At 75.9% G+C, this 16,646-nt stretch carries 15 protein-coding genes, 1 pseudogene and 1 riboswitch; of the genes and pseudogenes, 6 read left to right on the top strand and 10 right to left on the bottom strand.

Annotation, left to right across the window (positions count from 1 at the left end):
* Positions 1-42: 42 nt before the first annotated feature.
* The 3 genes and pseudogenes from BS72_RS31325 to BS72_RS31315 form a co-directional block, all read right to left on the bottom strand.
* Positions 43-1,057, bottom strand: a pseudogene (locus BS72_RS31325) (NAD(P)/FAD-dependent oxidoreductase).
* Complete coding sequence (locus tag BS72_RS31320; protein WP_078901783.1) at positions 1,054-1,647, bottom strand: isoprenylcysteine carboxyl methyltransferase family protein; 594 nt, start codon at positions 1,645-1,647, stop codon at positions 1,054-1,056. The pseudogene BS72_RS31325 and the gene BS72_RS31320 overlap by 4 nt, the downstream one beginning before the upstream one ends.
* Before the next feature lie 6 nt (positions 1,648-1,653).
* Complete coding sequence (locus BS72_RS31315) at positions 1,654-2,727, bottom strand: type III polyketide synthase (protein WP_037915353.1); 1,074 nt, start codon at positions 2,725-2,727, stop codon at positions 1,654-1,656.
* A 110-nt stretch (positions 2,728-2,837) separates the two neighbouring features.
* Here BS72_RS31315 and BS72_RS31310 point away from each other — a divergent pair, with 110 nt between their 5' ends.
* Positions 2,838-3,983 (top strand): UbiA family prenyltransferase, encoded by a 1,146-nt coding sequence (locus BS72_RS31310; RefSeq protein WP_232792596.1) that lies wholly within the window; start codon positions 2,838-2,840, stop codon positions 3,981-3,983.
* Positions 3,984-4,201: 218 nt separating this feature from the next.
* Here the strand turns inward: BS72_RS31310 and BS72_RS31305 are convergent, their stop codons facing one another.
* The gene (locus BS72_RS31305; protein WP_037915349.1) at positions 4,202-4,426 is read right to left on the bottom strand and encodes a DUF6296 family protein; all 225 of its coding nucleotides are present in this window, start codon (positions 4,424-4,426) and stop codon (positions 4,202-4,204) included.
* A gap of 429 nt (positions 4,427-4,855) precedes the next feature.
* Positions 4,856-4,998: riboswitch (cobalamin riboswitch) on the top strand.
* A 36-nt stretch (positions 4,999-5,034) separates the two neighbouring features.
* Here BS72_RS31305 and BS72_RS31300 point away from each other — a divergent pair.
* The 4 genes from BS72_RS31300 to nicT all read left to right on the top strand — a co-directional run bounded on the left by BS72_RS31300 (position 5,035) and on the right by nicT (position 8,563).
* Complete coding sequence (locus BS72_RS31300) at positions 5,035-5,265, top strand: CbtB domain-containing protein (protein ID WP_407639036.1); 231 nt, start codon at positions 5,035-5,037, stop codon at positions 5,263-5,265.
* A gap of 37 nt (positions 5,266-5,302) precedes the next feature.
* On the top strand, positions 5,303-6,166 hold the full coding sequence (locus BS72_RS31295) for a CbtA family protein (protein WP_037915346.1): 864 nt from the start codon (positions 5,303-5,305) through the stop codon (positions 6,164-6,166).
* Positions 6,163-7,050 carry a (2Fe-2S)-binding protein gene (locus tag BS72_RS31290; RefSeq protein WP_107498924.1) on the top strand — a complete coding sequence of 296 codons (888 nt, stop codon included), beginning with the start codon at positions 6,163-6,165 and terminating at the stop codon, positions 7,048-7,050. Before BS72_RS31295 ends, BS72_RS31290 begins: the two co-directional genes overlap by 4 nt.
* Positions 7,051-7,477: 427 nt before the next feature.
* Positions 7,478-8,563 (top strand): Nickel transporter NicT, encoded by a 1,086-nt coding sequence (gene nicT, locus BS72_RS31285; protein ID WP_037918568.1) that lies wholly within the window; start codon positions 7,478-7,480, stop codon positions 8,561-8,563.
* Positions 8,564-8,695: 132 nt separating this feature from the next.
* Here nicT and BS72_RS31280 read toward each other — a convergent pair whose 3' ends face one another.
* Together BS72_RS31280 and BS72_RS31275 are read right to left on the bottom strand one after the other, a co-directional pair.
* Positions 8,696-9,475: a putative protein N(5)-glutamine methyltransferase gene (locus tag BS72_RS31280; RefSeq protein WP_037915344.1), complete on the bottom strand. Its 780-nt coding sequence runs from the start codon at positions 9,473-9,475 to the stop codon at positions 8,696-8,698.
* Positions 9,476-9,958: 483 nt separating this feature from the next.
* The gene (locus BS72_RS31275; protein ID WP_037915339.1) at positions 9,959-10,882 is read right to left on the bottom strand and encodes an RNA polymerase sigma-70 factor; all 924 of its coding nucleotides are present in this window, start codon (positions 10,880-10,882) and stop codon (positions 9,959-9,961) included.
* Between the two features lie 381 nt (positions 10,883-11,263).
* Here BS72_RS31275 and BS72_RS31265 point away from each other — a divergent pair, with 381 nt between their 5' ends.
* Entirely contained in the window at positions 11,264-11,692 is a 429-nt protein-coding gene (locus BS72_RS31265; protein WP_037915334.1) for a VOC family protein, read from the top strand.
* Between the two features lie 331 nt (positions 11,693-12,023).
* Here the strand turns inward: BS72_RS31265 and BS72_RS31260 are convergent, their stop codons facing one another.
* The 4 genes from BS72_RS31260 to BS72_RS31245 are packed head-to-tail and all read right to left on the bottom strand — an operon-like array spanning position 12,024 to position 16,628.
* Complete coding sequence (locus BS72_RS31260; protein ID WP_078901782.1) at positions 12,024-12,974, bottom strand: ROK family protein; 951 nt, start codon at positions 12,972-12,974, stop codon at positions 12,024-12,026.
* A complete protein-coding gene (locus tag BS72_RS31255; RefSeq protein ID WP_037915333.1) occupies positions 12,971-14,776 on the bottom strand; it encodes a dipeptide ABC transporter ATP-binding protein in 1,806 nt (601 codons plus the stop codon). Before BS72_RS31255 ends, BS72_RS31260 begins: the two co-directional genes overlap by 4 nt.
* Positions 14,773-15,672 carry an ABC transporter permease gene (locus BS72_RS31250; RefSeq protein WP_037915330.1) on the bottom strand — a complete coding sequence of 300 codons (900 nt, stop codon included), beginning with the start codon at positions 15,670-15,672 and terminating at the stop codon, positions 14,773-14,775. Before BS72_RS31250 ends, BS72_RS31255 begins: the two co-directional genes overlap by 4 nt.
* Positions 15,669-16,628, bottom strand: coding sequence for an ABC transporter permease (locus BS72_RS31245; protein WP_037915328.1), 960 nt, complete (start codon positions 16,626-16,628; stop codon positions 15,669-15,671). The genes BS72_RS31250 and BS72_RS31245 overlap by 4 nt, the downstream gene beginning before the upstream one ends.
* Positions 16,629-16,646: the final 18 nt, after the last annotated feature.

The following is a 16,646-nucleotide window of genomic DNA, read 5'->3' as shown; positions in this document are numbered from 1 at the left end:
GACCGCGCCGTCCGGTGCCGGACGGTGCGGCGCCGGGCGTGCTCAGGCCAGGCCGTTGACCATCGCGCCGAAGAGCGCCGGCAGCCGGGCCGCCGCCGGCACGATCCGCGCGGCCAGCAGCGGGTTCGCGCGCGCCCGCAGCAGCCCGGCGGTCAGCGCGCGGTGGCGCCGCGACATCGCCCGCCAGGCGCGGTCGTACTCCTCGGGCCGGCCGGCGAGCACGCAGCGCACCAGGTGGGCGGCGGCCCGCAGCGCGAGCGAGACGCCCTCGCCGGTGAGCGCGTCGACGTAGCCGGCCGCGTCCCCGACCAGCAGTACCCGTCCCAGCGCCCGGCCGCGTACCGGCTGCCGCAACGGGCCGGCGCCGCGCGCGGGGGTCGGCGGGCACCGGCAGCCGCGCGGCCAGCTCCGGGAAGGCGGCGAGCTGGCGGTCGAAGGGCGCCCGTTCGCTGGTCAGCAGCGCCACGCCGACCAGCCCCGGCCCGACCGGGGTCACGTACGCCTCCGAGCGGCCGGACCAGTGCACCTCCACGCAGTCCGTCCACGGGGCCACCGCGAAGTGCCGCCGCAGGCCGTAGCGGGCAGGCCCGCGGCCCGGCGGCCCGGTCAGGCCCAGGGCGCGCCGGAGCGGGGAGTGCAGCCCGTCGGCGGCCGCGAGGTAGCGGGCGGTGATCCCGGCGGCGTGCACCCGGTCCGGCTCCTGCCGCACCTCGCCCACCCGCAGCGGCAGCACCGGAACGCCCAGCCGCGCGGCCCGTTCGGCGAGCGCGGCGTGCAGTTCGGTACGGCGCACCCCGCGCCCCGGCCCGGCGCGGAAGCGCGCCTCGGCCTGGTGCCGGCCGTCCACGTACCGGATGCCGCGCAGCGGCCGGCCGCCGACCGGCACGCCGAGCTCGGCCAGCGCCGCGACCGCCCCCGGCATCAGGCCCTCGCCGCAGGCCTTGTCCACCGGGCCGGGGCGCGGCTCGGCCACCACCACCTCCAGCCCGGCCCGGGCGGCGTGGATCGCGGTGGCCAGTCCGGCCGGGCCGCCGCCGGCCACCAGCAGGTCGATCACGGCGCCGCCACCGGGGCCGCGAGGGCCGGGCCGGCACGCAGCGCGGCGTTCTCGCAGCGCAGCCGGACGGCGAGCAGCGCCAGGTTCAGCGGTGTGAAGCACAGCGCGGTGATCCAGCACCCGAGCACCAGCGGCAGCGCGAGACCCTCAAGGAGCACCGCGAGGTAGTTGGGGTGGTCCATCAGCCGGTACGGGCCGCCCTCGACCAGTGGCAGCCCCGGCACCACGATCACCCGGGTGTTCCAGCGCGGCCCCAGCACCCGCACGCACCACCACCGCAGCGCCTGCGCGCCGAGCGCGAGCAGCAGCATCGGCCCGCCGAGCGCGGGGACGAACGCCCGTCCCCCCCACCAGGTCTCGGCCAGGCACCCGGCCAGCAGCCCGGTGTGCAGGGCGACCATCACCGGGTAGTGGCCGCGACCGTACTCGGTGCCGCCGCGGGCGGTGCTCCAGGCGGCGTTGCGCCGCGCCACCACCAGCTCGGCCAGCCGCTCGGCGGCGACGAGCAGCACCAGCACGGTGTAGGCGGTCGCGGGCCAGGAGGCGGCGTGGGGCTCCGGGACGTGGACGGCGGTAGGTGGGAGGGTCATCGCGGCCTACCAGCGCAGCAGGAGGAGTTCGGAGCTGAGCCCGGGGCCCACGGACAGCATCAGCCCCGGGCTCCCGGACAGCGGCCGGGCCAGGTCGAGGGTGTCGCGCAGGATGTGCAGCACCGACGCGGAGGAGAGGTTGCCGACCTCGGCGAGCGAGCGCCAGGACAACTCCAGTGCCCGCGCGGGCAGATCGAGCGCGGCCCGGACCGCCTCCAGCACCTTCGGACCGCCCGGGTGGCAGATCCAGCCGGTGACGTCCGCCGTCTTCAGCGTGTGGTCGTCGAGGAAGTCCCGCACCTCCGGGCCGAGATGACCGACCAGGGTGTCGGGCAGATCGCCGCCCAGCACGATCCGGAAGCCGCCGTCGCCGACCTCCCAGCCCAACATCGGCTCGGTGCCGGGGTACAGGCGGCTGCGGGTGGCCACCACCCGTGGGCCGACGGCCGCTTCGGCAGCCGGATGCTCGGCGCCGACCGCCAGCACCGCGCCGGCGCCGTCGCCGAAGAGCGCGCCGGCCACCAGGTTCGGCACGGAGGTGTCGGCGCGCTGCACCGTCAGCGAGCACAGCTCCACCGACAGCAGCAGCGCGGCCGCCCGGGGCCGGCCCGCCAGGTAGTCGTGCACCCGGGCCAGGCCGGCGGCCCCGGCCACGCACCCCAGCCCGAAGACCGGCACCCGCTTGACGTCCGGCCGCAGTCCCAGCCGGCCCGCCAGCCGGGCCTCGATCGACGGCACCGCCAGGCCCGTCACCGACGTGGACACCACCAGCTCCACGTCCCGCGCGGGCACACCGGACTCGGCGAGCGCCCCGCGCGCCGCGGCCTCGCCCAGCTCCAACGCCGCGGCGAGGTAGGCCCGGTTGGCCGCGCCGAAGCCGCCGAGCGCGGCGTACCGCTCCAGCGGCAGCGCCAGATGCCGGCTGCGCACGGCGGAGGCGGCGTGCATCCGGTCCAGCAGCCCGCGCCCCTCCCCGCCCGCCGCTCCGACCCCCGCCATCTCCGCCAGCGCGTCCCTGATCTCGTGCTGCCCGTAGCGGTGGCGCGGCAGGGCCGCGTGCACGCCAGCGATCCGACTCATCCGGCCAGCATAGGGACGAAGTCCACCAATAGCCGCCAACCCGTCACATCGGGTGGACGCGCGCCGCGCCGCGCCGCCCTGAGCCCGATCGCGCCCCTACAGTCGGGCGGGTGTCCAGCGACCAGGGCGGTACCGCCGGCATTCCGGCCGTCGAGCTGACGGGCATCGAGCCGGCGAACGTCGGGCGGACCGGCGTCGGGCGGACCAGCGCGCCGCCGCCGGCTGACGGGTCGGCTGACGGGTCGGCGCCGGCGTCCGGTGCGGCGAGGGCTCCCGGCCCCGGCGCGCCGGGCGCTGCCGTGCCGGGCGGTCCGGACCGGGACAGCGCGAACCCGGACAGCGGGGTGCCGGCCGGGGGGTCGGCCGGTGTGGATGCACGGACGGACGGCGCGGCCGGTCGGCTGGTGCGGGGCTGCCGTCCGACGGCCGGGGCGGCGGTCCGCGGGCTGGTCCGGGCCTGCCACCCGGAGCCGACGGCAGCGGTGACCGTCCTGGTGGCCGCGCTCGCCGCCGCGTCGGGGCAGACCGCCGCCGGGTGCGCGGCGGTGGCGGTCGCGGTGGCGGCCGGGCAGGCGTCCGTCGGCTGGAGCAACGACCTCCTGGACCTGCCGCGGGACGCTGCCGCCGGGCGTACGGACAAGCCGCTGGTGGCCGGTGTGCCCGGGCCGCGGACCGCGCGGCTCGCCACGGGCGCGGCGCTCGTCGTCTGCGTGGCCGCCTCGCTGGCCTTCGGCCCGGCGGCGGGGGCCGCGCACCTGGCCGGGGTGGCGGCCGCGTGGGCGTACAACGCGGGCCTGAAGCGCACGGTCTGGTCCTGGCTGCCCTACGCCGTCGGATTCGGGCTGCTCCCCGCGTTCGTGGCGCTCGGCCTGCCCGGCCGTCCGGCCCCGCCGGTCTGGGCGCTCGCCGCCGGGGCGCTGCTCGGCGCGGGCGCCCACGTCACCAACGTGCTGCCGGACATCGAGGCCGATCTCGCCGCCGGGGTGCGCGGCCTGCCCCAGCGGCTGGGCCGCCGGCGCTGCCTCCTGCTGGCCCCGGTGCCGCTGCTGGGCGCCGCCGCGGTCCTCGTCCTCGGCCCGCCCGGCCCGCCCGGCGCCGCCGGCTGGGCCGCGCTCGCCGTGACCGGCGCGGCGGCCGTGGCCACTGTGGTGCCGGGCGCCGTCCGAGCCCGCGGCCGGGTGCCGTTCCTGGCGACCATCGCGATGGCCGCCGCGTCGGTGGTGCTGCTGCTCCTGCGGGGGCACGCGCTGGCCTGAACGGCTGCGCCGGCCCGCGCCGCCGGGACGTCGCGGCGGCGGCCACGGAGGCGGTCGCGGAGGCGGTCGCGGGCAGCCGGCCGTCCTCGGCGGGCTGCCCGAGACGCGGACGCGCCCCCGGTGAGGGGGGCGCGTCCGCGTCAGGTGGAGGGGAAAGGGACCTTCAAGGACCTTCAGGGATCGGCACGGACCGGCACGGACCGGCTGGACCGGCGGGTTCAGCGGCGGCGGACCGCGAGCGGCGGCACCGGCTCCTGGTGGCCGCCGCTGGCCATCATCCGCACCTCGCCCTCGGGCGTGATCTCGGCGCGGACGATGCCGGTGTCGTCCTCGTAGACGGGGTAGCCGCCGGCTCCGGAGGCCTCGGTCCTGTGCACCACGACGACGTCGTCCTCGACCGCGGGCGCCTGGAAGACCAGCTCGTAGAGTTCGGGGTAGTCCATGGGCACACACCTCCCCAGGGGCATCCCTCCCATCATGCCCTGTTCCGCCGGTTCGCGCCTCCGGTGGGCGCCGCCAACGCGCCGGAGCGCGACGGTTCGGCCAGTTCCCGCCGCCCGGCGCGCGGGAGGGACACCGCCGGGGTGGGCGCCGGACGCTCCGGAGCCCGTACCGCCCTGACGCCCGCCGCCACGCCGGAAGCACAGGTCCGTGGCGGCCCTGGGGGCGGCGCGTGGGCGTCGGGCGTCGGATACCGGGCCGGGACGGCACCCCGGCCGGGGTCGTCCTGGAACCCCGGCACACCGTCGTCTCGGCCGGAAGACGGCTGAAAAGACGTCCCGAACAGGCCCAAGGGGCGCGCAAGGGGCGCTGTCGCGGCGTGGCGCGCGCCCCCGCTGGCTCCTGCGGCCCCCGTCCCGCGCGTTGACGTGCGAGTTCGCGACCCCGTAGGCTCCTTGGCTGTGATGGTGTGAGGAAGCCGGTGCAACTCCGGCGCGGTCGCGCCACTGTGAGTCCGTCCCGCGGTCAGCCGCGGAAGGACGAGTCAGACACTCGCCTGTCACATCGCCCCATCGTTCCAGGGACGCTGTATCCCTCAAGGAGGCCCACCGTGAGCTCTGTCTCCGCTCCGTCCGCCGCGCAGTCCGCGGACTCCGCCACCCCCGTCGTCATGCCGGTCTCCAAGGCCGTGCTGTGGCTGGTCGGCACCGCCGTACTGGCCCTGGCCTTCTACTACTTCATCGGCGTCGACCAGGGCGCCGTCTCCGTGTTCGGCAGGGACATGCACATCCACGAGTTCGTGCACGACGCGCGGCACTTCCTCGGTTTCCCCTGCCACTGACGTTCCGTCACCGCTTCGGATCGACGGACAACACGACATGGAGAAACGACTCATCCTGCGCGGCGTCATCGCCGGCGCGGTCGGCGGGCTGCTCGCGTTCGTCTTCGCGCGGATCTTCGCCGAGCCCCAGATCGCCAAGGCGATCGACTACGAGAACGCCCGGGACGCGGCGCAGGCCGCCCTCGACCGCGCCGCGGGCCTGACGCCCGAGGCGCCCGGGCCGGACCTGTTCAGCCGCACCGTGCAGGCCGACGTCGGAGTCGGCGTCGGGCTGGTGTTCTTCGGCATGGCCATGGGCGCCCTGTTCGCCGTGGTCTACGCGGTGTGCCTGGGCCGGGTCGGCCGGGTACGGCCGCGCACGCTGGCCCTGCTGGTGGCCGGCGCGGGCTTCCTCGGGTTCTACCTGGTGCCGTTCCTGAAGTACCCGGCGAACCCGCCGGCGATCGGCCACGAGGACACCATCAAGGCCCGCACCGGCCTGTACCTGGTCATGGTGGTGTGCTCCGTCGCCCTGCTCGGGCTGACGGCGTGGCTCGGCCGGCGCCTCCAGGCCCGCTTCGGCACCTGGAACGCCACGCTGCTGGCGGGGGCCTTCTTCGTGGTCGCCATCGGCGTGATCATGGCGGTGCTGCCGTCGCTGGGCCACCTCGCCGTCAACCGCGAGGAGTTCGGCGACCACGCCACGGAGACGCCGCAGCCGCTGACCGACCCCGCGGGCCGGATCGTCTACCCGGGCTTCCCGGCCGACGTGCTGTTCACCTTCCGGCTGTACTCGGTGGGCGCGCAGCTGCTGATGTGGGGCGCGATCGCGCTGGTCTTCGGGCCGCTGGCCGAGCGGGTGCTGGCGCCGGCGGCGCGCTCCGCCGGGCCGGTCCCGGCGGCGGACCCGGTCGGAGCGTGAGCTCGGAACCCGGTACGGCGACGGCGGGCGGCCCCGGTTCGGACCGGGGCCGCCCGCCGTCGCCGTACCCGGAAGCGGGGGCGGTGCTCGCCGGGCTCGGGCCGTTCTTCGCGGCCGAGGTCCACCCGCCGGAGGAACCGCCCGGGCCGCCGTGGCGGTCGATGGCGGAGCTGGCCGGGGACGGCGCCGTCGCGCTCGCGGAGCGGGTCGCCACCGTCCGGCAGGCGCTCGCGGCGGGCGGCGGGCAGCCGGTGGCGGCCGTGGAACCGCGGGTGGCCGCGTCGGTGGCGCATCTGGGCCTGGCCGCGCGCGTGGTGGCCCCCTACGTCGCGCTCGCCGCGCTGGAGGCCGCGCTGCCGGCCGAGGGGCTGCGGCTGGCGGACCTGTACTGGCTCCCGCGGCTCGGCGGGCCGTTCCCCCTGTCGCTCCCCCGGCCCGCCGCGGGCGCCCGCCCCGTACCGCCGGAGCCGGACGGTCCGGCCGGACCCGACGGCACCGGCCCGGCCGGCGGGGACGACCGGCTGGCCGGGCTCGCGTCGGCGCTCACCGCCCGGCTGCTGGACGGGCCCGTGCGCGAGCTGGTCGGGGCGGCGGCCGCGCTGGGCGCCTCCCCGCACGTCCTGTGGGGCAACACCGCCTCCGCGGTGCACTCCGCGGCCCGGCTGGCCGCCGAGGGCGCGGGCCGGCCGGACGCGGCCCGGCGGGCCCGGCGGCTGGGTGGGCTGCTGCTGGCCGCGCCGGCACTCGCGGCCGTCAGCGGGCGGGACGGCGCCGGGGGCTTCCGGCGCCGCTCCTGCTGCCTGATCTACCGGGCCGCCCCCGGCCGTTCGGGCTCCCTGTGCGGTGACTGCGCGCTGGACCGGGTGCCGTCCCGCCCGGTCTGACCGCCGCGCGCCGCCCTCCTCCGCGCCCCGGCAGCGAGGGGGCTCCCGGCGGCTGCCCCGCGGGCAGGCGCCGCGCCCCTCGCGCCGCGGTGGCGGCGGCCCGCCGCCGCGCGGGCGGCCGGGTGGCCTTCCCCCTCGCTTCCCCCTTCACCCGCCGGCACCTGCTCCGCACGCGCGGCCGCCCGGGCCCCGCGACGCCCACGCGCCCTCAACGTGCACCCGCGCGCTGCCCCCACCTCCGAGTGACTCCGGGTCGCCCCAGGTGAAAGGGGGTCCCCGGGTGACGTCCGGGTCTTATTGCGAGTAGATTGCAACAAGCAATGGCCCGCATCAGGAGGCCGCCCCCACCGTGAAGGACTCGTCGATGACCTCCACTCTGGACGCCCCGGCCCCGGCCGGGACCCGATGGCACCGGATCAAGGGCTCGATGTCCCGGGCGGAGTGGAGCAGGCTCGGCGGGATGGCCGCCTTCATCGTGGCGCTCCACGTGATCGGCTGGTTCACGCTCGTCGCCATCGTCGCGCCCAACCACTACGCGATGGGCACCAAGACCTTCGGCGTCGGCATCGGCCTGACCGCCTACACCCTGGGCATGCGCCACGCCTTCGACGCCGACCACATCGCCGCGATCGACAACACCACCCGCAAGCTCATGCACGAGGGCAAGCGGCCGCTGTCCGTCGGCTTCTGGTTCTCCCTCGGCCACTCCAGCATCGTCTTCGGCCTGTCGCTGCTGCTGTCGTTCGGCGTCAAGTCCCTGGCCGGCCCGGTGCAGGACGACGGCTCCACGCTGCACGACGTCACCGGCTGGATCGGCACCACCGTCTCGGGTGCGTTCCTGTACGCCATCGCGATCATCAACCTGCTGATCCTCGGCGGGATCTGGAAGCTGTTCCGGCGGATGCGCGAGGGCTTCTACGACGAGGCCGCGCTGGAGGAGCACCTCAACAACCGCGGCCTGATGAACCGGCTGCTGGGCCGGGTGATGAAGTCGGTCACCAAGCCCTGGCAGATGTACCCGCTGGGACTGCTCTTCGGCCTCGGCTTCGATACCGCCACCGAGATCGCGCTGCTGGTGCTGGCCGGCTCCGGCGCCGCGTCCGGGCTGCCCTGGTACGCGATCCTGTGCCTGCCGGTGCTCTTCGCCGCCGGAATGTGCCTGCTGGACACCATCGACGGCTCCTTCATGAACTTCGCCTACGAGTGGGCGTTCTCCCAGCCGGTCCGGAAGGTCTACTACAACCTGACGATCACCGGCCTGTCCGTGGCCGTCGCGCTCATCATCGGCACCGTCGAACTCCTCGGCCTGGTCGCCGACAAGGCGCACCTGCACGGGGCGTTCTGGGACTGGGTGGGCGGCCTGGACCTCAACACCGTCGGGTACGTGATCGTGGGCCTGTTCATACTGACGTGGGCCGTCGCGCTGATGGTGTGGAAGTACGGCGACATCGAGGCGAAGTGGACCTCCGGCCTGCGCGCGGCCGACGCCGGTCCGGAGCAGCCGGCGGACTGACGCCCCGCCCCGGTCCGAACGCCCCCCGCACGCCCCTCCCGCGCACGCCCGCACGGCCCCGGCTGTCCGGTGGTCCGGCCTTCCCGGCCGGGCCACCGGACATCGCCGGTTCAGGGCCGGTTCGGGGCCGGCTCAGGGCCGCCGGGTTCCGATGACGACGAGCGCGCCGCGGTCCTCGTCGGCCGCACGGCGGGCGGCCAGGCCCGCGCCGCGCAGCGCGGCCAGTGCCGCAGGCGCCTGCTCCGGGCTGGTCTCGGACAGCACGCTGCCGCCGGGCGCAAGCCAGGCCGCCGCCTCGGCGGCCACCCGGCGCAGCACGTCGAGGCCGTCGCCGCCGCCGTCGAGAGCGAGGCGGGCCTCGTGCTCGCGGGCCTCGGCGGGCAGCAGCGCGATGTCGCCGGTGGGCACGTAGGGGACGTTCGCGGCGATGACGTGGAACCGGCCGCGCAGGGCCGGCGGCAGCGCGCCGAACAGGTCGCCCCGGTACACCCGCCCGCCGGCGGCGGCGAGGTTGCGGGCGGCGCAGGCGACCGCCGCCGGGTCGAGGTCGCAGGCGTGCGCCTCCACCCGGTCGCCGTGGGCGGCCAGCGCGGCGCCGATCGCGCCCGTTCCGCAGCACAGGTCCAGGACGACGGCGCCGCTCCCGGCCGGCAGCAGCGACACGGCCTGCTCGGCCAGGAACTCGGAGCGCCGCCGCGGTACGAAGACGCCCGGCTCCACGCCGATCCGCAGGCCGGCGAACTCCGCCCAGCCGACGACGTGTTCCAGCGGGACCCCGGCGGCCCGCCGCCGGACCATGGCGGCGCGCTCACCCGGGTCGGCGGTGGTGGCGCAGACGACCTGCGCCTCCTCCTCGGCGAAGACGCACCCCGCCGCCCGCAGCGCGGCCACCAGGTCGGCGGGCGGCTCCACCGGACCGCCTCCGGGTGCGGGCGGCGCGGCGAGGTGCGGGGCTCGGGCCGGGCGCCGGCCGGGGTTGTGGCGCCGCCGGTACGGCGGGGGCGGTCGCCGGTTCGAGGGGGAAGGGCTGCGCGCCCGGCCGGTCGGAGCCGGGGGCGGGCGGGAGAGGGTGCTGCGGCATGGTGCCTTCCGGGAAGCGGTGGGTGCTTCCCCGGCGGTCCTGCGGCGGGCCGGTCAGGCCGCGCGGCGGCCGGGGAGCGGGAGTCGGGCACTGCGGTTGATCGGTCCCACCTCCTCGCCTCGCGTTCCGGTGCGGCCGACCAGGGCGGGCCGCCCGCGCGCCCGGGCCGTCGTACGGCCCCGCGCGGGCCCAACCTACCGCACCCGCGCCCGACCCGCGTCCCCGCACGCTCCCCGAAGCCGCCTCGTCCCGGCCCGTGCCCGGCCGTCGCGGGTGCCTCGGAAGCGGGGCTTCCCCGGGTGGGTCGGTCCGGGTCATTCCGCCTTCCGCAGCGCTCGCTGCGTCTCGCGCAGTACCGCCCAGGCGTCCGCCACCGGACCCATGTGCGCGAGCTTGTCGGGGTTGATCACCGAGCGGATCGTCTGGATCCGCCCGTCGAGGATGTCGAGCGCCAGGGTGTTGACGATCCTGCCGTCCCGGTCGCGGAAGACCGCGCCGGGCTGCCCGTTCACCACGCGGGGCTCCACGAGGCCGCCGATCCGGACGAACGGCGGAACGAGTGCGGCCAGCAGCGAGGCCACCTTGGCGGCGCCGGTGATCCGCTCGGCGAACTGCGGGGCCTTGCCGCCCCCGTCGCCGACCATGTGGACGTCGGCGGCCAGAAGCTCCAGCAGCCCGTCGACGTCGCCCTCGCGGAAGGCGTCGAAGAACCGCCCGGCGAGCTCCTCGCGCACCCTGCGGTCGGCCTCGAAGCGGGGCCGGCCCTTCTCCATGTGGCGGCGCGCCCGTACCGCCAGCTGGCGGCACGCGCCCTCCGAACGCCCCACCGCCGCCGACACGTCCGGGAAGCCGAAGGCGAACACCTCCCGCAGCACGAACACCGCCCGCTCCAGCGGGCTGAGCCGCTCCAGCAGCAGCAGGGCGGCCATCGACACCGAGTCGGCCAGCTCCGCCGACCGCTCCGGGTCCTCGTAGGGGTCGGTCAGCAGCGGTTCGGGGAACCACGGCCCGACGTACTCCTCCCGGCGGACCCGGGCCGAGCGCAGCACGTCGATCGAGATCCGGGTGACCACGGCCGACAGGAACGCCTTGGCCGAGGCGGGCCGCGTCGAGGAGGCGTCCCAGCGCAGCCACGCCTCCTGGACCGCGTCCTCGGCCTCGCTGACACTGCCGAGGATGCGGTACGCGATGGCGAACAGCAGCGGGCGCAGCTCCTCGAACTCCTCGGTCCTGCTCATGCCGGCTCCTCCCCCGCCGACGGCCCGGCCGGCGCTCCCGTTCCCACCGGCACCGCCAGCAGGCGGCCACTGATCTGACGCACCATCATATCCGGCGGGGCCGAGGCCGCCGTCCGAACCACCGGTGCCGCGCCCGGCGGCTCCGGCCGCGGATCCGGCCACCGCCTCAGCACGCCGGCTCCGCCCGCCGCGAGCACCCGCACGCCCATCACCCTCCCGATCGCTGTCGCCCCCGCCACCACCGGAGACGACGCGGCGGCGCCCGCTGTGACATCGGAGGGCGCGGAGAACGGGAAACGGCCGCCGCCGCCCCGCGCGCCCTGGACCGGCACGGCCGGACGTTCAGGTCTCGGCGCGCACCCGCGCCACTATGGTTGGCCGATGACGTCGATCAGGCAGTTCCAGGTCACCTTCGACTGCGCGGACCCCGAGCGCGTCGCCCGTTTCTGGTGCGAGGTGTTGGGGTATGTCGTACCGCCGCCGCCGAAGGGGTTCGCCACCTGGGACGACTTCGACCGCTCGCTGCCGCCGGAGCGCCAGGGGTCGGCGTTCGCCTGCGTCGATCCCTCGGGGGTGGGCCCGCGGCTGTTCTTCCAGCGGGTTCCCGAGGCCAAGGTCGTCAAGAACCGGGTCCATCTCGACGTGCGGGTCGGCACCGGGCTCGTGGGAGAGGAGCGGCTCGCCGCGCTGGAGGCCGAGTGCGCGCGCCTTCTCCCCCTCGGCGCGGTACGCGTGCGGCTGCTGTATGACGGCACCGACTCGTGCATCGTCATGCGGGACATCGAGGGCAACGAGTTCTGCCTCGACTGAGAGGCCGCCGGCGGGCCCTCGTTCCGCCCCCCGTGAGCCCTTCGATGTCCCGGCAGAGGCGCTCACGCGCCCCGCGGCTCCGGCGGCTCCACACGCTGCTGCCGGGCGGGGGCAGTGGTGATGAGACGGCGGGAGGCTGTGCCGCCCCTGCTGCCGCATGCCGGAGGGGGGCACACGGCGACGGGCGTGTTCGGCCCCGCGGTTCCCGCCGACGCGCCTTCGCGCGACGGGCCGCGGCTCGGACGCCGCCAGGGGCGACGGCCTCCCGCCGTCGCTCGACCCGTCCGCGACCGGGCACGGGCCCGGTCGCGGACGGCAGTTCACTGCGCGGTCACACCGCCATGGCGCAGAGCTCCGTCCGGGCCCGGGACGCCGCGCCGACGGCGACGGCGTCGCTCCCGAGCTGGGCGGGCACGAGCCGGATCGGCAGTCCGCTCACCGGCGGCTCCGCCGTCAGGGCCGCGCGGATCGCCGGCTCCAGCAGCGGCCAGGCGCGGCTGACGCCGCCGCCGATGACCACGGTGGTGACGTCGATCAGCCCCGCCGTGATGAGGACGGCCCGGGCGATCGCCGCCCCGGCCGCGGTGAGGACGGCGAGGGCGTCCGGGTCGCCCTGCCCGGCCGCCTGGGCGACCCCGCGGGCGTCGGTGGTCCGGCCGGTGCGCTCCGCGTACCGGGCGGCGAGCGAGCGGCCGGAGGCGAGCGTCTCCAGGTGGCCGCGGCCCCCGCAGGAGCAGGGGATGTCGCCGAAGCCGGGGATGTGGCCGATCTCGCCGGCGGCGCCGTGCGGCCCGTCGACGAGGGTGCCGTTCATCCACAGCGCGCCGCCGACACCGGTGCCCAGGGTCATCCCGAGGGCGTGCGGCTCCCCGGCGACGGCGCCCTTGGCGGCCTCGCCGCGCAGGAACGCGTTCACGTCGTTGTCGAGGAACGCGGGCACGCCGAGGGCCGCCTCCAGGGCGGAGGTCACGGCGAACCCGGCCCAGCCGGTGAAGGAGTCGCTGGCCACCAGGATGCGGCCGGTCTCGGCGTCGACCACTCCGGCGGCGCCGACCCCGACGCCGACCAGACGGGCCGGGACCCGGTCGAGCAGCTGCCGGAGACCGTCGAGCACGGTGTCGATCATCGCCTGGCCGCCCTCGCGGGCGGGGGTGGGGCGTTCCACACGGTCCAGGACGGTGAGGTCGTCGGAGCAGAGCACGACCTGCGTCGTGGTCCCTCCGATGTCCACGCCGGCCAGGACGTCGGGCAACGGGCCGGAGGGTCCGGGGGTGGAGGTCACGCCTGCGCCCCCGATCCGGCAGCGGCGGCGGCAGCGGCGTGGCGGGCCGCCCGGCGCTCCCGCTGGAGCACCGGGTCCGGGACGGGAACCGCCCCCAGCAGGCGCCGGGTGTAGTCGGTGCCCGGGTGCAGCAGCGTCTCCATGGTGCCGCCCTGCTCCTCGATCCGGCCCGACCGCATGACGACGACCCGCTCGGCGAAGTGCTGCACCACCGCGAGGTCGTGCGAGACGAACAGGCAGGCGAAGCCCAGCTCCTCCTGCAGCTCGGTGATCACCTCCAGCACCGCCTCCTGGACGCTGACGTCGAGGGCGCTGGTGGGTTCATCCGCGACCAGCAGCCGCGGCGCCAGGGCCAGGGCCCGGGCCAGGCTGACCCGCTGGCGCTGGCCGCCGGAGAGCTCCCGGGGGGCGCGGCGGGCGAACTCGCGGGGCAGCCGGACACGTTCGAGGAGCTCGGCGACCCGGTCATGGCGCTCCTTCGCGGACATGCCGCGGCGGTGCACGCGCAGCGGTTCGGCGATGCACTCCTGCACCGTCATCCGCGCGTCGAGGGACGCCACCGGGTCCTGGAGGACGACGCCGATGCCCGATCGCAGGGTGCGGCGGGCGCGGGCGCCGGTGCGGCGCAGGTCGGAGCCGAAGAGCGTGACCGTGCCGGAGGTCGGCGGGATCAGGCCGAGCGCCACCCGGGCCGCGGTGGACTTGCCGGAGCCGGACTCCCCCACCAGGCCGACGGTCTCGCCGGGGCGGACGTGCAGGGACACGCCGTCCAGTGCGCGGACGGCGCCGCGGCGGCGGCCGAACACCACGGAGATGTCCTTCAGGTCCACCACGCGCTCGCCGTCGCCGGAGGCCGCGGTCGCGGTCCCGGCCGCCGTCGCGGTCTGGGTCTTGGCCCGGGAGCCGTAGCGCGGCCGGGGCACGGCGTCGGCGCCGTCACCGGCGCCGGCACCGTCGCCGGGCGTGGAGCCGGACGGTGCCACGGCCAGCCGCGGCACCGCGGCGAGCAGCCGCTGCGTGTACTCGTGCGTCGGCCGCTTCAGGACCTGCTCGACCGGCCCGGTCTCCACGATCTCGCCGTGCAGCATGACCGCGACCCGGTCGGCGAAGTCCGCGACGACGCCCATGTTGTGGGTGACGAGCAGCACGCCGGTGCCCGCGTCGACGGCGAGCTTGCGCAGCAGGTCGAGGATCTCGGCCTGCACGGTGACGTCGAGCGCGGTGGTCGGCTCGTCGGCGATGAGCAGGGCCGGGTCGTTGGCGATCGCCATCGCGATGACGACGCGCTGCCGCTGGCCGCCCGACATCTCGAACGGGAAGGCCGCGACGCGGCTCTCCGGATCGGGGATGCCGACCTTGCGCAGCAGGTCGACGGCCATCAGCTCGGCCTCCTTGGCCGAGACCTGGCGGTGGTTGCGGATCACCTCGGCGATCTGCGCGCCGACCCGGGTGAGCGGGTCGAGGGCGGTGGCCGGCTCCTGGAAGACCATGGAGACGGTGCGGCCGCGCAGGCTCACGAGCTGGGCCTCGGAGGCGCCGACGACGTCGGTCTCGCCGAGCAGCGCCCGGCCGGTGGCGCGGGCGTTCTCCGGGAGCAGGCCGATCGCGGCCAGCGCCGCGGTGGACTTGCCCGAGCCGGACTCGCCGACCAGTGCGAGCGTCTCGCCGGGCCGCACGTGGAGGGAGACCCCTCGTACGGCGTGCACGTCGCCGGTCTCGGAGGAGAACGTGACGCCCAGGTCCTCCAGGCGGAGGATCGAGTCCGCCGTGGCGGCGGCGGTGGTGCGGTCGTCGGTGGTCATCCGCGTCCCCTCACGTCGAAAGCGTCACGGAGCCCGTCGCCGATCGCGTTGAACGCGCACACGACGAGGATGACGGCGAGGCCCGGCGGCACGATGAGCCACCAGCGGCCGGAGTACGTGGCGGTGAGGCCGGCCGAGAGCATGCCGCCCCAGTCGGTCTTGGGCGGCTGCAGGCCGAGGCCCAGGTAGGACACGTACGCCACGAGCAGGATCGCGTCGGCGACCTGGAAGGTCGCGGCGACCACGATCGTGGAGACCGAGTTGGGCAGGATGTGCCGGCCGATCGCCCGGGAGTGGCCGCCGCCGATGGCCCGCAGGGTGTGGACGTAGTCGCGGTTCTTCAGGGTCAGCGTCTCAGCGCGCACCAGGCGGGAGGGCACCAGCCACGACACCAGGCCGAGGATGACGATGAGGCCGGTGACGCCCGGGGTGGAGATGGCCGAGACCACCAGCAGGATGAAGAGCGCCGGGATGGCGATGCCCGCGTCGACGACGCGCATCATGACCGCGTCGATCCAGCCGCCGGCGTAACCGGCGGTGGCGCCCCACAGGGTGCCGATCACGGTGGCCAGGACGCCCGCGGCCAGGCCCACGACGAGCGAGACCTTGCCGCCGTACATCAGGCGTCCGAGCTCGTCGTGGCCGACGGCGTCGGTGCCGAGCCAGTGCGAGCCGCTCGGGCCCAGGTTCGCCTGGGTCAGCGCGGTGTGCGTCTGGTCGGTGGAGTACAGCAGCGGGCCGACGAAGCAGAACAGGAAGAAGAGGACGACCACGGCGAGGCCGATGACGGCCAGCCGGTTGCGGGTGAACCTCCGGACCGACAGGCGCAGTCCGGAGACGCCGCCCCCGTCGACGCCGGCTCCGGCCGACGGGCCGGACTGGAGTACGGCACTCATGCGCGGCCTTCCTTCACTCGGGGGTCGATGAACCGCTGGACGATGTCGGCGAGGAGCGTGCCGACCACGGTGGCGACCGAGATGACCAGGACGCAGCCGAGCAGCACCGGGTAGTCCGAGGACTGCGCGGCGGTCCAGAACAGCAGTCCCATGCCGGGGTAGTTGAAGAGCTGCTCGACCACGAGCGCGCCGCCGAAGAGGACCGGCACGTAGTAGCCCAGCATCGCCACGACCGGGGTGAGGGAGTTGCGGAACACGTGGCGGCGCAGGATGGCGCCGCGCCGTGATCCGCCGGCCCGGGCGGTCCTGACGTAGTCCTCGGAGAGGTTCTCCAGGGTCGCGCCGCGCATGTAGCGGCTGAAGACGGCCACGATGGACGCGGCGCCGGCGACCACCGGCAGCACCAGCCCGGCCGGGTCGGAGAAGACGCTGGCGAGGGAGTCGCCCTGCGGTGCCTGCGCCGGGAACCAGGGCAGGACGTGGCTGAAGAGGAGCACCAGCATCAGGCCGAGGAAGTACACCGGGGTGGAGTAGGCGATGAAGCTCAGCGTGGTGATGAGGTAGTCGATCGGCTTGTTGCGCCGCACCGCCTGCCACATGCCGAGCGGGATGGCGATGACCAGCCCGATCACCGCGGACAGCACGGTCAGGACGAGGGTCTTCGGCAGGCGCTCGGTGATGAGCTGCGACACCGGCTCGTTGAGCGTGTAGGAGCTCCCGAGGTCACCGTGGAGCAGTCGGCCCAGGTAGGCGAAGTACTGCACCGGCAGCGGCTTGTCCAGGCTCTGCTGGTGGTTGAACGTCGCGATCTGCTGGGCGGTGGCCTGCGGGCCGAGGATTCCGCGTGCGGGACCTCCGGGCAGCGCGTGGAGCAGGCAGAACGTCGCCACGGTCACGATGAGGATCACCACGACTGCTTGGAGGACGCGCCTGGTCAGGTAGAGAAAGGTGTTCATGGGCTTCCCGAACGGTTC

This window comes from Actinacidiphila yeochonensis CN732 (genome assembly GCF_000745345.1).
Classification (GTDB): Bacteria; Actinomycetota; Actinomycetes; order Streptomycetales; family Streptomycetaceae; genus Actinacidiphila; species Actinacidiphila yeochonensis.
The sequence above is the reverse complement of the archived record's forward strand: the minus strand, read 5'-3'. Positions and strand labels throughout refer to the sequence as shown.

Excerpts from the sequence above, each read along its gene's own strand:
- BS72_RS31305 (WP_037915349.1), bottom strand. The coding sequence starts at position 4,426 with ATGGACTACCCCGAACTCTACGAGCTGGTCTTCCAGGCGCCCGCGGTC.
- BS72_RS31315 (WP_037915353.1), bottom strand. The coding sequence starts at position 2,727 with ATGAGTCGGATCGCTGGCGTGCACGCGGCCCTGCCGCGCCACCGCTAC.
- BS72_RS31275 (WP_037915339.1), bottom strand. The coding sequence starts at position 10,882 with ATGAGCAGGACCGAGGAGTTCGAGGAGCTGCGCCCGCTGCTGTTCGCC.
- BS72_RS31250 (WP_037915330.1), bottom strand. The coding sequence starts at position 15,672 with ATGAGTGCCGTACTCCAGTCCGGCCCGTCGGCCGGAGCCGGCGTCGAC.
- BS72_RS31295 (WP_037915346.1), top strand. The coding sequence starts at position 5,303 with ATGGAGAAACGACTCATCCTGCGCGGCGTCATCGCCGGCGCGGTCGGC.
- BS72_RS31320 (WP_078901783.1), bottom strand. The coding sequence starts at position 1,647 with ATGACCCTCCCACCTACCGCCGTCCACGTCCCGGAGCCCCACGCCGCC.
- nicT (WP_037918568.1), top strand. The coding sequence starts at position 7,478 with ATGTCCCGGGCGGAGTGGAGCAGGCTCGGCGGGATGGCCGCCTTCATC.
- BS72_RS31245 (WP_037915328.1), bottom strand. The coding sequence starts at position 16,628 with ATGAACACCTTTCTCTACCTGACCAGGCGCGTCCTCCAAGCAGTCGTG.
- BS72_RS31265 (WP_037915334.1), top strand. The coding sequence starts at position 11,264 with ATGACGTCGATCAGGCAGTTCCAGGTCACCTTCGACTGCGCGGACCCC.
- BS72_RS31255 (WP_037915333.1), bottom strand. The coding sequence starts at position 14,776 with ATGACCACCGACGACCGCACCACCGCCGCCGCCACGGCGGACTCGATC.